The sequence below is a fragment of the Burkholderia sp. EMB26 genome (genome assembly GCF_024730645.1).
GTDB lineage: Bacteria > Pseudomonadota > Gammaproteobacteria > Burkholderiales > Burkholderiaceae > Burkholderia > Burkholderia cenocepacia.
In genome coordinates, this window is sequence record NZ_CP078070.1 from 1,517,356 (window position 1) to 1,533,431 (window position 16,076).

Genomic DNA, 16,076 nt, shown 5'->3' on the forward strand with positions numbered 1-16,076 from the left:
CGGCGCGGGAGCGGCGTGATGCGGATTGACGTTTCCCCGTGTGCGGAGCCGCTCGGGATATGGACATCATGCCGGCGGCGAAATATACGGGCATCGAAAAATACATGGCAGAACTGATTTGATAAATCGCCCAGCGAACCCCGAGCCAAACATCATGTCGACCCAATCCGATCTCATCCAGGCATTCTTCCGCGGCTGGTCGCAGCACGACCGGTTTCTGTGGCTGACCACGCCGCTCGGTGCGGACAAGCTTGTCGCCGAGAGCCTGCAAGGATGGGAGTCGCTCGATCGCGGCGGCTTCCGGTTTCAGCTCACCGCGCTGACCGAGCGGCCCGACCTGCCGCTCGACAAACTGATCGGCGCGTCGGTCCTCATCGAATGGCAGGTCGCGGACGGGCAGGACGCACGACGCCCGTTCCACGGCCATGTGACGGCCGCGGAACGCGTCGGCTACAACGGCGGGCTCGCGCGTGTGCGGCTCGTCGTCGAACCGTGGCTCGCGCTGCTGCATCAGCGCGTCGACAGCTACAACTTCGTGAACGCGAGCGTGGTCGAGATCAGCGAGCAGATCTTTGCGCACTATGCGCGTGGCGCGATCGCGCCGGCATGGCGCTGGGCGCTGGCCGACCCGGCGAAATATGCGAACCGCAGCCTGACCGCACAGGCCGGCGAATCGGATTTCGCGTTTCTCGAACGACTGTGGGCGGAAGAGGGCATCTTCTACTGGTTCGAACACCAGGGCGACGCGCACTCGACTGACCTGGGAAAACACACGCTCGTGCTGGCCGATACGAACCAGCGTTTCGCCCCGGCTGAACCCGAAGTCATCGGTTTCCATCAGACGAGCGACGGCGACCCGCGCGGTGGCATTCGGCAATTCATGAATGCGCGCCGCTGGCGCATCGGCAGCGTCGCACGCGCAAGCTGGGATCACCGAAGCCTGTCGACCCGTCCGTCCAGCGTGCGTGCGAGCGGTGCGGTCGCGCCGGGCGAGGATCGCGATGTCGCAGGCCCGTACGCGTTCCAGACCGCCGCGATCGGCGACCAGCGCGCGCAGCAGCAACTCGACGCGCAGCGCGTGGCGGCGCTGCAAACCGAAGGCAGCGGCACGCGTCGCGATTTGCGGCCCGGGCTGCGTTTCGCGATGTCGCGGCATCCGTCGCTCGATCCATCGCGCGCGTTCGTGTGCCTGCGCGTCGAGCACGACGCGCGTGCGAACGTGAGCGCCGACGTGCACGGCGCGATCGCGCAACGGCTCGGCGCGATTCCGCCGGGACTCGATATCGCGCCCGGCGAGCCGGGCGACGCGCAGGCGCTGCACGCGGCATTCGACGCCACGACGTACGCCGGCGGCGCGCTGGTAGACGGCGACGAGGTGTACCGGAACCGCTTCGCCGCGCTGCCGTTCGACCAGGCTTACCGGCCGTTGGCGCCGAGCGGGCATGGCGCACGCGTGCATCCGGTCGCGGTGATGCCGGGCGCCCAGACGAGCATCGTGGTCGGCGCGGGCGATCCGGTTCATACCGAACGCGATCACCGGATCCGGATCCAGCATCATGCGCAGCGCGGGCAGAATTCCGCGAGTCGCGACGAACATCCGCGCGCGGCGAACGCGCCGGCCGATCGTGGCGCGGGCACCTGGACGCGCATGGTGACATCGATCGGCGGCGACAACTGGGGCGGGGTGAGCGTGCCGCGCGTCGGTCAGGAAGTCTGGACCGAATGGCTGGAAGGCCAGCCCGACCGGCCGGTCGCGGTCGCCGCGCTGTACAACGGGCAAGGCAACGCGGACGCGCAGCACAATGCGCTGGCGGGCGGCCCGAGCGGCAGCACGGCCAATGCGGCGGCCTGGTTTGCCGGCAACGACCACGCAGCCGTGCTGACCGGGTTCAAGACGCAGGATCTGAATGCGAGTCAGACCGGCGCGGGGGGCTCGCGACAATTCATGCTTGACGATACGGCTGGGCAGTCGAGTGCGCGCCTTTATACGACCGATCACGGCAGCGGCCTGACGCTCGGGCACATCAATCAGGTGCAGGACAACCGGCGTCTGGCCGATCGCGGCTACGGCGCCGAACTGTCGACGCAGGCAGCCGCCGCGCTGCGCGCCGGCGCCGGCTTGTTGATCAGCACGGCGCCCGGCGTGAACCAGATGGACGCGAGTGCAGCGAGCCAGGTGCTCGCGCAGCAACGCGAGATGCTGCAGGGGCTCGCGAAATTCGCGCGCAAGCAGGGTGCGGAGCCGGGCGCGAGCACGGCGCAGCCCGATGGTGTCGCGCCTGCCGGCGACACGACATCGCCGCTCGTGGCGATCGAGGGCCTGCAGCAAAGCCAGGTGTCGCTCGGCGCAACGCGCGAAGGCAGTGGCGCGAGCGGTGCCGGCGGCGGTGCGGTTGCGTGGCAGCATCCGCATCTCGTCGCGCACGGCGCGGCCGGCGTCGCCGCGCTGACGGCGCAAAGCCACGTGTGGACGTCGGGCACGCAAACCGTACTGAGCGCCGGACGCGACGTGCAGGTCACGGTCCAGGGCAAGTCGAGCATCGTCGCGAAGGAAGGCATTGCGCTGTACACGCACGGCACCCCGGGCGGCAGCCGTCCCGTGCCGGCGGCCGGGATCGCGCTTCATGCTGCGACGGGCGCCGTCACCGTGCAGGCGCAGAACGGCGGCACGCTCGACGCCAGTGCGCAGCGTGCGGTGACTGTATCGAGCGCGAAGGCAAGTGTCGCGCTGCAGTCGCCGAAGCGGCTGCTGCTGACGGCGGCCAACGCGTTCCTGAAGATGGAAGGCAACGACATCGTGATCGGCGCGCCGGGCAAAGCGACGTTCCATGCGGCCCAGCACACGCTGACTGGCCCGCGATCCGCGAACGTCCAGTTGCCGTCGATGAACAAGCCCGCATGTGTCGAATGCATGCGGGATCTCGCGCATCGCCACGAAGCGATCGCCACGCGCGGGTGACGACGATGACTGCGCTGCTCCAGACATGGGAAACGACGACGGCCGACGAGCATGCAGCGTTTCCGGATGCCCATCGCTACCTGTTGGCCGATGCGTCGCAGTTGCCGATCAACGCGGCGCCCTGGCGCGAGTTGATTGCGGCAGGACAGGTTCACAACGTGCTCGCTGGCCAGCCCGAGGCGAGCAATCCGGAGGTCTGTGCGCTGGTGTGCGACTATCGTGCACCGCACGTGCCGGCGTTGCTCGAACGGCAGCTCGCGCGGCGGCCGTTCGCGTTTCTGTCGCTGGTCAGCGTCTATCCGCTCGATGAACTCGTGCCGAAACTCGGCGTCAGAACGCGCGTGACGCTGCCCGACGATCGCGACGGACTGCTGCGGTTCTACGACGCGGCGGTGTTTCAGACACTGGCGGGCGCGCTGTCCGAGTCGCGTTATCAGGCGCTGTTGTCGCCGTGCGTGTCATGGACCTGGGTGCGTCGCGATGGCACCGTCGGTACGGTGCGACATCCGCGCCGGCACGAACGAATCTTCTACGCATGCGTGGATGCACGCGAGCTCGACGCTTTGCGGCGCGGCAGCCGGCCGGACGCCGTGCTCGCCGAATTGCGACGCAACGGCCGGATCCCCGTCGACGCGGATCCGTTCGATACTTACGCGCGCATGCGTCGTCTGATCGGCGTGCTGGATGCGCAGGGATTGGGTGACGACCGCCTGGCCTACCGGATCGGCGCGACACTGGCGATGGTCGGCCACGTGGAGCTCGACGACGAGCGCGTCGTTGCCGAGTGCATTGCTGCGTATCGGCATGATCACGACGCGTTGTGCGACGCATTGCTCGATCGCCTGATCGAGATCGATGCCGCGAATGCCGAGACGAAACAGGAGACGCGGCAATGAACGTGGCCGCCCTGTTTTCATTCCGCGGCCGGGCCGGGCGCATCGAGTGGTGGGGCGTGACCGTGCCGTGGCTGATTGCGGGCTCCGTGCTCGACGTGCTCGCCGGCCTGCCTGCAGCGCAACGTATCGCGACGTTCGCCGATGTCGTCGGCTGGGCATTCGCGATCATGATGATCTGGATGCTCGTCGCGGTGTCGGTGCGGCGCTGGCACGACATCGGCAAGTCCGGATGGTGGGACGCTTCTTCATGCGATCCCGGTCGGAGGCGCGTTCATCACCATTGCGATGAACGGGTTCTATCGCGGGGACGACGCGCGCAACCGCTTCGGTCCGCCATCGCCGGATGCAGGCAACAACGACGCAAGTTTGTGAGGGTATCGATGAAATTCAGAGCAGGGATGCACGTTGTGGCGCTGGTCGGGCTTGGCGTGCTTGCCGCATGCAGCAAGCACGGTGTCGACGTATCGGCGGAGCCGCATAACGTGTGCGTCACCGGGTACAACGAGTACGGGCGCAAGCTCCACGAATTCTGGCTCGACAACGAGCACAAGTCGGGATGCTTCGGCAATCCGTCGGCGCGCGAGGACGGCGAGGCATTCGGCGGCGGCGGCGGCTTTGCCTGTGGTTGCAAGGTAACGCCGGGACAGAAGGTGAAGCTGTTCTGGGAATTTGCGCAGCCGCTGGACGACATTCAGCGCGGCATCCAGCCCGAGCGCAAGACGATCGACGTGACCATTCCACAGCCGGAATCGCCGACGTCGCGCTATCTGCGTGTGTATTTCCGCAAGAACGGCACGGCCGAGCTGCAGTGGGTCGACGACATGAACGCGCCTGAACTCAAGCCGACGCAGGAGAAGTAAGTGCCATGGCCGAAATCAATCTGAAGAAGGACGCCGTCTCCGCAGAGACGGACCGCGTCAAGGCGGAGGCCGAGCAAATGTGTCCCGCATGCGAACACATGCTGTGGGTCAGCTTCTATTTCGACGGATTCGGCTTCGGCGAGAAGGACGGTCCGCGAACCAATATCCTGAAGCTGTTCAACGCCGCGTACGACAAGAAGAACAAGAACATGCGGCGCTTCTACTATCCGGGACTTGGCGCGAATTTCGACCCCGAGGCCGGTGTGCTGCGCGAGGTCCTGAAGGACAAGGCGACGGATACGGTCAGCGAGAAAGCCGGCGACAAGCTCAAGGAGCAGACGGTCGACAAGGTCAAGGAAAAGGCGCAGAAGGCCGCCGAGGACGCGTGGAAGCAGAGTGGAAAGATCAGTGATCCTACGTTCGGAAATCGCGTGAGCGACACGTTCGACACGCTGGTCGGCAAGACGAAAGACGGCTTGGGCGACGCGCGCAAGCGGATCGAGCGCGCGATCGAGCGGCCCGGGTCGGAAAAGAATCGTGCGCTGCGCTATCTGCGGCACGAATGGAAGGGCTTCTGGCGCGATGTCGTCAAGTATCCGTACCGGATTCCGAAAACCGTGCTGAAGGAGGTCGGCAAGGAATCGCTGGGCGCGGCGGCCGAGTCGTTCCAGCTCACGCGCGATACGAAGCTGGGCGCCGCGCTATTCAATACGGGCGTGGATACGCGCCTGAAGGCGGCGGTAGAGGATTTCAAGGCGGCGGTGGCCGGCGCGAAGCAAGCCGGCACGGTGAACAAGATCCATGTCGCGATCTTCGGCTACGACATGGGCGGCGGCCTTGCGCTCGCCTTTGCCAGGCAATTGCTCGACGAGGTGGCCAAGGGGGGGAAATACGATGGCGTTTCGGTCAAGATCAAGTTCATGGGGCTGTTCGATTGCGTGACGAACCGCTTCGACGACAACCTGCTGACGGGCTACATCCCGCTGAGCAACGCGGTGTCGTCGGACCTGATCCTGTCGCCGGACATCGAGAAATGCGTGCACTACGCGGCCGCCCACGAACTGCGCGTGTACAAGCCGCTGACGATGCTCGGCGTCGACCCGTCCGACATGCGCGGTCGGCGGCAGGAGCGCCTGTTTCCCGGCGCGCAGGTGGACGTGGGCGGCGGCGCGATCGAAGGCGAGGACGGCATTTCCGACAAGCTGGCGCGCGTGCCGCTCGAGATGATGTACCACCGCGCGTACGGCGCCGGCATTCCGATGCCCAGCCTGACCGCGCTGGCCAACGAGGACGGTGCGCTGTATCAGCAGATCGTCGCGCCGCCCGAGATCCAGAATTTCCAGCTCGACTACCGGCTGGCAGTCAAGAAGCTCGTGGCGACGACACGCGAGATTCCGCCGCTCACGCCGCTGGGCACAGGTATCGGCTATCCGTCGGCGACGCTCAAGCAGTCGATCGGGCCGCTCGATTTCCTCAATCCGAAGCCCGTGCCTGACATGACGGACGGTTGCCGCGTGCCCGATCCGGCGCCGCCGCGCCCGATCGTCGTGACCGATCTGCCGAAGGACATCCAGGGCGAACTCAAGGGCCACATGGTCGTGTATATCCAGTGGCTGCGCATGTGGTACGACCAGGCCGAGAATCGCGCGGCCGCGGCGCAGCGCAAGCCGGGCTGGCTCGGCGGCGCGGCCAATCCGCTAGCGTACGGACGTTACGAGAAGCTGGTGCGCGAGATCGATTTCCAGAAGCAGCACGGTACGCGCCCGGGATATGGGTTCGATGGCAAGCAGGCAATGAAGCAGCTCGGCGGCGAGTTGCCACCGTCGATATTCAACACCGATCCGCAGGCGCAGGCGCTGTTCTGGCTCTGGAACAATCCGGGCGAGCGCCTGCCCCAGGTGGAGGCGATGTATCCGCTGTTCGTGAAGCACGTGCACGACAGCATGGCCGAGAGCGATGTCGAGGCGGTGTGGAGCCACCTCGTGTCGATCAAGAACTACCTGAACACGAGGGCGATGCAGAAAATCGCGACCGCACCCGACAAGTCGTTCCTGGACCGCGTCGCAGACATGTATCAGTCGCTGGTATCGACCGTATCGGCACCGTCCGGCACGACGGCCGTTCGATAGGCCCGATCGTCCGGCAGTCCGCCGCTCGCCGACGCCGGCTGCCTATAGGCAGCCGGGCCCGCGCGTTATTTCGAGATGTACCACAGCGCATCCGCGCTGACACGCGACGGCTGCGCGGCCGCGGCCGGTGCTTGGGCCGGCGCGGGCGGCGGCGTGTTCGACGTGACGGCCGTCGGTAGCGTGGCCGGAACATTCGCGGTCGATGGCGACGCCGTCGCGGTGCCCGACGTCGACGGCGTATTCACGTACCACAGCGCATCGGCCGAGGCCGTGCGTTTCGCGGCCGTATTGGCTGCCGCGTTCGTCGTCGTATTCGCCGCCGTACCGGCCGACTTCTTCGATGCCGATGCCGATGCGCCGGCTGTCGCCGCACCCGCCGTTCCGGCCTGCGCGGTCATGCCCGCGGCTGCCGCGCCGCGCTGCGCGCGCGCTTCGAACGGCCCGAGCTGGAAGATTAACGTTTGCGCGGGACGCGTCACGACGGCATACGGAAACTGCAGCTCCCACGACATCAGCACGCGCCCGGCCGACGTCTCGGTGAAGATCGCCGGCACGTGCTTCATGTCGCTGAACTGCACGTAGATTCGCGCGCCGTCGTCGAACACCTGGGTCGGCTTGGCCTGGTCGGCGCCGGTGACCGTCCAGCCGAAGTTGTACGTGCCGGCCGGACCGGCGGGGCCGCCCTGCGGCGGGGGCGGCGGGGCCGGCGATACGGTGCGCGCACGCGTGACGGGCGGCGCCGACACGCTCAGGCTCGCGAACGGGTTGTATGTCTGCGCCTGTTGCGGCGGCGTAAAGGACGGTGGCAGGATGGGCATGGGAGTATCCGGCGAATCCGGCATGGTCCGGATTGCATCATAGACCTTGCGCGCATACGCGAGGCGCTTGTCGGGCGACGCGGAGTTGTACGCGCCGATCGCGTTCCAGTTGGGGCCGAGCTGGCGGATGTTCTGCGACAGGATCCACGCGCCGACGTACGCGTTCGTGCACGCATCGAACAGGCTTTCCCGCGTGATGCCTTCGCGCGCGAGCGTCGGCAGCCACGTGCTGTTGATCTGCATCAGCCCGATGTCGACCGTGCCGTTGGTATTCGTGTTGACGGCGTTCGGATTCATCCCCGATTCGACTTGCGCGATGCCGCGCATCAGGCTGACGCTCACGTGCTGGAACGCGGCCGCGTCGTCCAGGCAATCGGCCCGCGCGACGCCGCAGAGCGCGCACGACAGCGCGATCGTCGAGGCGAGGTTCAGCGTGTCGCGGCTGAGCGGGCGAGTAGTATGACGCGGCATGGCAGGTTGGGGCGGAATCCGGCCGCCCGGTGCAAGGAAATTACGCAGACGCGAAGTGTGCCATAGCGGGCGGGCAAATGGCTCGCGTCAAACTTTCCTTTGCATTTGCCGGCGCGTTCGCCGCGCATTTTTATCGCGCCGGATCACGGCCCGCGGCGATGCGTGATCGGTAAAAACGGCCGGCATTTGCGCAAATGCCGTTGCAATGGTGGCGTCCCAAACCTGACGTATTACGTCACTCGCGGGATGAAACCGGAGATCAAGCGAGCGAAAGGGAAAATCGCTTGTCGGCCGTTCACCGAAGCGAAAGAAAGCGACAAAAAATTGGCGGCCGAAGCCGCCGTCTGCGAAATCCGAAGTCGACCGGCCGCGCGGCGCGCGGCCAGCCATTTCCCGGTATCGCGATGCGCGATCAGAAGCGGTGACGCAGGCCGAGGTTGACCATCGTCTGCGAGCTCGTGCCCGCATAGCCGTACGAACCGATCGACGCCTGCGCGGCCATCGAGCCGCCCTTGCCGTCGCCGGTCTGGCCGCTGGCGTGCTGGTACGCGGCGGTCAGGTAGACGTCGGTGCGCTTCGACAGGCTGTAGTCGGCGCCGGCCGAGACCTGGTGATAGGTTGCCGACGTGTCGCCGCCCGAGCGCGTGTAGCTGTAACCGACGCCGACGAGCAGCGCATTCGTCGCCTGGTAGTTCACGAAGCCTTGCCCCGTGTTGTAGTGCTCGTTCGAGCCGAACACCGAGCTGGCGTCGCGGCGGTACTGCGCGTTGCTGTAGCCGACGCCGAACGTGAACGGGCCGGCGACGTACTGGCCCGCGATGCGGCCGATGCCGATTGAGTGCGCGCTCGCGTAGCCGTTGTTGATCGGGCCGTCGAACGTGCCGTCCGACGAGCTCGTCCAGCCGGTGCGCAGGCCGCCCGACGCGGGGCTGTTGGTCGCGTGGAAGTAGCCGCCGGCGACGCTGAACGGCCCGTTGTTGTACGACACGGCGGCCGAGTACGACTGCGCGGCGCCGGTGCTGCCGGCGATGCCGCCGAACGAATACATCGCCGAGAACTGCAGGCCCGAATAGACGGCCGACGTGTACTTCACCGCGTTGTCGACGCGGAAGCTGTTGTCGTAGTTGTCGACGTCGCCCGGCGTCGCGAACACGCTGCCCAGATAGTTGTCGGCGGTGATGCCCTGCACGAGATCGACGAGCGGGTCGTACTGGCGGCCGAACGTGAGCGTGCCGTAGCGGTCGCTCGTCAGGCCGACGAACGCTTGCCGGCCGAACAGGCGGCCGCCCTGACCCTGCCGGCCGCTGCTCGGATCGAAGCCGTTCTCCAGCTGGAACAGCGCCTTCAGCCCGCCGCCGAGATCCTCGGTGCCTTTCACGCCCCAGCGGCTGCCGGCGAGGTTGCCCGCGCTGCTGTTACCGAGCATCCACGCGTTGTCCTTGCCTTGTTCATGGTTCACATAGGTGATCGACGTGTCGATCACGCCATACAGCGTGACGCTCGACTGCGCATGCGCGACGGGCATCGCCGCGAACGACGCGAGCGAAATCAGCGAGAGGGTCGTGCGTTTCATGTCATCTCCTTGGCGCATTGGTGTGGGTTCGTGATCCGGAATGGCAGGAGACTACAGAGCCGCACTAAAACGGCAAAAATGAAATTCTTCGTTGTGGTCTGATGCAGACAGGGACGTTTCTGGAAATTCACCATTGAGGGATTTGCATTATTGATAGACGCGTATCAATGGGTTGTCATTCCATCGGTTTTTCATTGCATTTTGCGCGTGCCGTGATAATTCGGCGTGATTGTCGGGCGATTTACCGCAATCCCGATATTGTTATCGATCCGTCAAATTACTATTTAACGAATCGAATTGGCCCGGCCGGAGCGAATGTGATAACCGAACGGGCGGTTCGCATCCGGCGGCGGTATCGCGGTTGCGCCAGGCGTCGCGGCGTCGGCGTCACCCTCGTGCCGAAACCGGGGTCGCTATCTCACTTCTGTATATAATAATCATTCTCATTTACAAAGTGGTTGATGCTCGCGCACCCCGGAACCCGGCCATGTCCGCTGACAAGCTGTCCCTCCATCGAGAAATCGACGCCCTCTATGCCGACCACCACGCGTGGTTGCGCGGCTGGCTGAGCCGCAAGCTCGGGTGCGCGCACCGCGCCGCCGACCTCGCGCATGACACGTTCGTACGCTTGCTCGCGCGCGACGAGCCGATCGGCGCCGACGAGCCGCGCGCGTTCCTGACGACCGTCGCGCAGCGGGTGCTGAGCAACCACTGGCGGCGCGAGCAGATCGAGCGCGCGTATCTCGACGTGCTCGCGCAGCGCCCGGAAGCAGTGGCGCCGTCGCCGGAAGAGCGGGCCGTCGTCGTCGAGACGCTGCTCGAGATCGACCGCCTGCTCGACGGCCTGCCGCTCGCGGCGAAGCGCGCGTTCCTGCTCGCGCAGCTCGACGGGCTCACGCAGGCCGAGATCGCGCGCGAACTCGGCGTATCGCTCGCGACGGTGAAGCGCTATCTCGTGAAGGCCGGCACGCAGTGCTTTTTCACGATGGCGGCCTGACCGATGGCCGCCCCGGGAGCGCCGGCGGTGCCGCCGCACGTTGCACGTCGCGCGGTCGAATGGTGGGTCGACCGGCAATCCGGCCGTACCGACGACGCATTCGTCGCCGCGCTCGCGCGCTGGCGCGCGGAAGATCCGGCGCACGACGCGGCGTGGCGTCACATCGAAGCGATGCAGGGCCGGTTCGGCCGGCTGGCGGCCGGGCTCGATGCGCAGGCCGCGCACGCGGCGCTGTTGCCGAAGCGGGCAGGCCGCCGCGCGGCCGCGAAGGCGCTGGCCGTGCTGCTGTTCGCGGGCGGCGCCGCATGGATGGCCGAACCCGCGCGGCGCGCGGCGATCTGGCCGGCCGACCTGCGCACGGCGGTCGGCGAGCGGCGCACGGTGACGCTCGCGGATCGCACGGTCGTCGTGCTCGATACCGACACGGCGCTCGACGTGCGCTTCGACGATGCGGCGCGCCGCCTGCGCCTGCTGCGCGGCACGGTCATGGTGACCAGCGGCCACGACGATCGTCTGCCCGCGCGGCCGCTCGTCGTCGTGACCGCGCAAGGCGAGCTGCGGCCGCTCGGCACGCGCTTCGCGGTGCGGCAGCGCGACGGCGCGACGCGCGTCGAGGTGTTCGCCGGCGCCGTCCAGGTGCAGCCAGTCGATGCGTCGGCCGGCATGCGCGTGATCGCGGCCGGGGAGGGCGCGGATTTCACGCGCGATGCGATCGACGCGCCGGCGCCGCTCGATCCGTATGCCGCCGCATGGACGAACGGCATGCTCGTCGCGTCGCGCATGCGGCTGGCCGATCTCGTCGCCGAGCTCGACCGCCATCGCCGCGGCAGCCTGCGCTGCGATCCGGCCGTGGCCGAGCTGCGCGTGTCGGGCACCTATCCGCTCGACGAGCCGCAGCGCGTGCTCGATACGCTGGCGGCGACGCTGCCGATCGACGTCCACTACCTGACGCGTTACTGGGCGACCGTCGTGCCGGCCCGTTCGTGAGCGCGCCGGAAAATTTTTTCGCCGACCTGAGCTGTTTCTCGATGTTCGCGTGACATGGGTCATGAAAGCAGCACTGGCCCATCGTCCACCGACTCTCCGATCATGGCTTCCATCCGTCTCACGTATCGGCGCCGTCCGGCGCCCGCCCGTCATCTGCCGCGCGCGTCGCGCCCGGCCGCGCCGGGCCGTCTTGCCCGCCGGCTCGCCGGCGCGGTCCTGCTGTCGGCACTGCTGCCGCTGCCCGCGCTGGCCGACACCGACGCCGATGCGGCGCCCGCGGCGCAGCGCGCGTCGCGCCGCGCGTTCGACATTCCGGCCGGCCCGCTCGAAGCGGTGCTGAACCGGTTCGGCCGCGACGCGGGCATCCTGCTCGCGTTTCCGGCCGAGCTGACGGCGGGCCTGACGAGCGGCGGCGTGCACGGCCGGTTCGACGTCGACGGCGCGTTCGATCGCCTGCTGGCCGGCACGGGGCTCGTCGCGCTGCGCCAACCGGGCGGCGGCTACACGCTGATGCGCGCCGACGGTTCGGCGGCCGGGCCTGTCGCGGCCGGCGCCGCGCCGGCCGCCGAGTTGCCGACGATCAACGTGCGCTCCAGTGCATTGCGCGCCGAAAGCTATCGCGCGCCGAAGGAGGCCGGCGTACTGCGCTCGGACATTCCGCTGCTCGACACCGCGCAGGCCGTCAACATCGTGCCCGCGCAGGTGCTGCGCGACCAGCGGCCGCGCAATCTCGACGACGCGCTCGGCAACGTGAGCGGCATCACGCAGGGCAACACGCTCGCGGGCACGCAGGACACGATCATGAAACGCGGCTTCGGCGGCAACCGCGACGGCTCGATCATGCAGAACGGCATGCCGCTCGTGCAGGGCCGCGCGTTCAACGCGGCGACCGACAGCGTCGAGGTGCTGAAGGGGCCGACGTCGCTGCTGTACGGGCTGATGGACCCGGGCGGCGTCGTCAACGTCGTCAGCAAGCAGCCGCAGCTCACGCGCTACAACGCGATCTCGCTCGGCGCATCGACGTTCGGGCACGGCAAGAACGGCGGCAGCGCGACCTTCGACTCGACCGGGCCGGTCGGCGATTCGCGGCTCGCGTACCGGCTGATCGTCGACCAGTCGAACGAGCAGTACTGGCGCAACTTCGGCGAGTACCGGCAGACCTTCGTCGCGCCGTCGCTCGCGTGGTACGGCCGCGATACGCAGGTCGCGGTGTCGTACCAGTACCGCAAGTTCCATTCGCCGTTCGATCGCGGCACCGCGCTCGATCCGCGCACCAATGCGCCGCTCGACATTCCCGCGCGGCGGCGCATAGACGAGCCGTTCAACAACATGGACGGCGAATCGCATCTCGCGCAACTGAGCGTCGATCACCAGTTCAACGCGGACTGGAGCGCGCATGTCGGCTACAGCTACAACCGCGAGACCTACGATGCGAACCAGTTGCGCACGACCGGCGTCGATCCGGTGAAGGGCACGATGACGCGCAGCAACGATGCGACGCACGGGTCGCTCAGCACCGACAGCTACGGGATCGGCTACGTGATCGGCAAGCTGTCGCTCGCGGGGATGCGGCACGACATGCAGGTCGGCTTCGATACCGAATACCGCCGCATCTATCGCAAGGACATGCTGCGCCAGGCCGTGAAGACGCCGTTCAGCTATGTCGACCCGGTGTACGGGCTGCTGCCGCCGTCGAGCACGGTGTCCGCGAGCGACAGCGACCAGACCGACACGCTGCACGATGCGTCCGCATTCTTCCAGGACACCCTCCACCTGACCGACAAGTGGATCGTGTCGGGCGGCATCCGCTACATCACGTACAACCAGGTCGCGGGGCGCGGCCGGCCATTTACCGCGAACACCGATCTCAGCGGCTCGAAGTGGCTGCCGCGCGCGGGCGTCGTCTACAAGTGGACCGATTCGTTCTCGCTGTACGGCAGCTATTCGCAGTCGCTGAAGCCGTCGTCGTCGATCGCGCCGATGACGGGCTACATCATCGACGGCGCGACGCCGCCCGAGGAAGCGACCGCGTGGGAAGTGGGCGGCAAGCTCGACTTGGCCGGCGGGATGACCGGCACGCTCGCGCTGTTCAACATCGACAAGAAGAACGTGCTGGTGTCGCAGTACAACGACGCGACGAAGCTGACCGACTGGCGCACGTCGGGCAAGGCGCGCTCGCGCGGCGTCGAGCTCGACGTCTCCGGCAAGCTCGGCGAACGCGTGAACGTGATCGCGAGCTACGCGTACATCGACGCGAAGACGACCGAGGATCCACTGTACGCGGGCAACCAGCTGTGGAACGTCGCGCGTCACACCGCGTCGTTCGCGGCGGTCTACGACTTCGGCACGGTGTCGGGCGGCGACGACCTGCGCCTCGGCGCGGACGTGCGTTACGTAGGTGCGCGCCCCGGCGATTCGGCGAACAGCTTCACGCTGCCGTCGTACGTGCTCGCCGATGCGTTCGCGACCTACGACACGCGGATCGGCAAGCAGAAGCTGTCGTTCCAGCTCAACGTGAAGAACCTGTTCAACCGCACGTACTACCCATCGAGCGCGAACCGCTATTTCGTCGCGGTCGGCGACGCGCGCCAGGTGTCGCTGCTGACCACGCTGCAGTTCTGACCATGCAATCGCCGCGCGGCCGTGACGTCGGCGCGCGGCTTCGGAGAAGATTCAGATGAAGCTGAAGATGAAGAACGGCGCGCGCCGCCGCCTGTTGCGCGCGATTGCGGGCTCGGTGCTCGCGCTGGGCGCGGGCCTCGCCGCCGGCGTATCGGCGCCCGCATTCGCCGCCGATGCGCCGCCGGCCGTGACGCGCGTCGCGATGCTCGTGCAACTGCACGGCCCGAACCTGAAGGTCGACGAACGCATCGGCCAGCATCTCGGCGAACGCGGTTACACGGTGCGCCTGATCGACGAGGCGGCCACGCCCGATGCGGCGCGCGACGCCGATCTGGTCGTGATCTCGTCGACGGTCTCGTCGAAGAACGTGCGGCCCGGCTGGCGCACGCTCGACAAGCCGCTCGTGACGTGGGAAAACGACCTGCTCGACGATCTCGCGATGACGGGCAAGCGGCACGACGCGGACTTCGGCGAAACGGGCAAGGAGCGCTACCTGTGGCTCGTCAATGCACCGCATCCGATCGCGGCCGGGCTGCCGGCCGGCGCGACGAACGCGTACGGCAAGCAGGCGCCGATGAGCTGGGGCAAGCCGGGGCTCGGCGCGATCACGATCGCGACCGTGTACGGGCAGCCCGACAAGGCCGCGATCTTCGCGTACGAGAAGGGCGCGACGATGGACTACGAAACGCTCGCGCCGGCGCGTCGCGTGATGTTCTTTCTCGACAACGACACGTTCACGAACCTGTCGCCGGCCGGCGTCGCGCTGTTCGACGCGGCGGTGGACTGGGCGGCCGGGCGGCGCTGAGCCGCCACGTGTCGATCACGCGGCCGGCCGCGGCGCGCGCCGCCGCGATGCCGCCTCGATCAGTTGCGCGAGCGTTTGCGCGGGTTCCGACATCGTGCGCCGCGCGCGATGCACGAGCCCGATGTCGCGATGGAACGTGTGATGCCCGAGGTCGATCGCGCGCACGCCGGCCGGCCAGCGGCGATACACGGCGGTTTGCGGCACGATCGCGACGCCGACGCCGTGCTCGACCAGCTTGACGATCGCGTCGAGCTCGTCGAGTTCGCAGGTGTCGCGCACCGCGATGTGCATCTTGCGCAGAAAGCGGTCGACCTGGCGACCGCCGAACGACGCGCGGTCGTAGCGCACGAACGGCTCGTTCGCGAGCAGCGCGGCCCAGTCCTTGCCCTTCACGCCGCGCGGCACGATCAGCCGGAACGGTTCCTGCACGAGCGTCGTCCAGTGCAGGTCGCTCTGCAGCGCGAACGGCGGGCGGATGATCGCGGCCATGTCGAGCTCGCCCGCGTCGACCCGGTTGACCAGCTCGATCGACAGCCCCGGGATCACGCGCGTGCGGCACGCGGGGTGCCGGCGATGGAAGTCGGCCAGCGCGGCCGGCAGCAGCGCGCTCTGCACCGACGCGATCGCGCCGATCGTCACGCGCACGGCGGCCGGCGAGCCGGGTGCGGTCGAGCTGAGGTTCTCGTACAGGCCGATCAGCGCCTGCGCCTGGTCGAGCACGTGATGGCCGCGCTCGTTGAGCCGCGCCGAGCGCCCTTGCCGGTCGAACAGCGCGAAGCCGAGCTCGGCCTCGAGGCGCTGCATCTGCGCGCTGACGGCCGCCTGCGTGAGCCCAATACGATTGCCGGCCGCGGCGAAGGTGCCTTCCCGGGCGACGGCGACGAGGGTTTTCAGTTCGCGGATCATTCATCGATTCCATTTGTGAATCGCAAAACTATATATTGATTTAATTTTTGCTC

Annotated in this window: 12 protein-coding genes; 8 read left to right on the forward strand and 4 right to left on the reverse strand. The window is 67.4% G+C overall.

Features of this window, described 5'->3' with window-relative positions; translation table 11 throughout:
* Positions 1–154 precede the first annotated feature (154 nt).
* From KU887_RS07225 to KU887_RS07240, 4 genes are read left to right on the forward strand one after another with little or no spacing between them, the layout of a single operon-like run.
* Entirely contained in the window at positions 155–2,959 is a 2,805-nt protein-coding gene (locus KU887_RS07225) for a type VI secretion system Vgr family protein (protein ID WP_077056250.1), read from the forward strand.
* Between the two features lie 5 nt (positions 2,960–2,964).
* On the forward strand, positions 2,965–3,855 hold the full coding sequence (locus tag KU887_RS07230) for a DUF4123 domain-containing protein (RefSeq protein ID WP_258255377.1): 891 nt from the start codon (positions 2,965–2,967) through the stop codon (positions 3,853–3,855).
* Entirely contained in the window at positions 3,852–4,715 is an 864-nt protein-coding gene (locus KU887_RS07235; RefSeq protein ID WP_258255378.1) for a DUF805 domain-containing protein, read from the forward strand. The genes KU887_RS07230 and KU887_RS07235 overlap by 4 nt, the downstream gene beginning before the upstream one ends.
* Positions 4,716–4,720: 5 nt before the next feature.
* Positions 4,721–6,844: a phospholipase effector Tle1 domain-containing protein gene (locus KU887_RS07240; protein ID WP_080323704.1), complete on the forward strand. Its 2,124-nt coding sequence runs from the start codon at positions 4,721–4,723 to the stop codon at positions 6,842–6,844.
* A gap of 65 nt (positions 6,845–6,909) precedes the next feature.
* Here KU887_RS07240 and KU887_RS07245 read toward each other — a convergent pair whose 3' ends face one another.
* From KU887_RS07245 to KU887_RS07255, 3 genes are all read right to left on the reverse strand, one after another.
* On the reverse strand, positions 6,910–8,133 hold the full coding sequence (locus KU887_RS07245) for a transglycosylase SLT domain-containing protein (protein WP_258255379.1): 1,224 nt from the start codon (positions 8,131–8,133) through the stop codon (positions 6,910–6,912).
* An 87-nt stretch (positions 8,134–8,220) separates the two neighbouring features.
* Complete coding sequence (locus KU887_RS07250; RefSeq protein WP_205671979.1) at positions 8,221–8,523, reverse strand: hypothetical protein; 303 nt, start codon at positions 8,521–8,523, stop codon at positions 8,221–8,223.
* A gap of 22 nt (positions 8,524–8,545) precedes the next feature.
* A complete protein-coding gene (locus KU887_RS07255; protein ID WP_077191087.1) occupies positions 8,546–9,706 on the reverse strand; it encodes a porin in 1,161 nt (386 codons plus the stop codon).
* Between the two features lie 487 nt (positions 9,707–10,193).
* Here KU887_RS07255 and KU887_RS07260 point away from each other — a divergent pair, with 487 nt between their 5' ends.
* From KU887_RS07260 to KU887_RS07275, 4 genes are read left to right on the forward strand one after another with little or no spacing between them, the layout of a single operon-like run.
* The gene (locus KU887_RS07260; protein ID WP_034200717.1) at positions 10,194–10,703 is read left to right on the forward strand and encodes a sigma-70 family RNA polymerase sigma factor; all 510 of its coding nucleotides are present in this window, start codon (positions 10,194–10,196) and stop codon (positions 10,701–10,703) included.
* A gap of 3 nt (positions 10,704–10,706) precedes the next feature.
* Positions 10,707–11,690 carry a FecR domain-containing protein gene (locus KU887_RS07265; RefSeq protein WP_034200716.1) on the forward strand — a complete coding sequence of 328 codons (984 nt, stop codon included), beginning with the start codon at positions 10,707–10,709 and terminating at the stop codon, positions 11,688–11,690.
* Between the two features lie 54 nt (positions 11,691–11,744).
* Positions 11,745–14,312, forward strand: coding sequence for a TonB-dependent receptor (locus tag KU887_RS07270; protein ID WP_258255381.1), 2,568 nt, complete (start codon positions 11,745–11,747; stop codon positions 14,310–14,312).
* 55 nt (positions 14,313–14,367) lie between these two features.
* Positions 14,368–15,117: a hypothetical protein gene (locus KU887_RS07275; protein WP_034200714.1), complete on the forward strand. Its 750-nt coding sequence runs from the start codon at positions 14,368–14,370 to the stop codon at positions 15,115–15,117.
* A gap of 15 nt (positions 15,118–15,132) precedes the next feature.
* On the opposite strand, the gene KU887_RS07280 is transcribed toward KU887_RS07275, so the two are convergent.
* Positions 15,133–16,023, reverse strand: coding sequence for a LysR family transcriptional regulator (locus tag KU887_RS07280; RefSeq protein WP_034200713.1), 891 nt, complete (start codon positions 16,021–16,023; stop codon positions 15,133–15,135).
* Between the last annotated feature and the right edge of the window lie 53 nt (positions 16,024–16,076).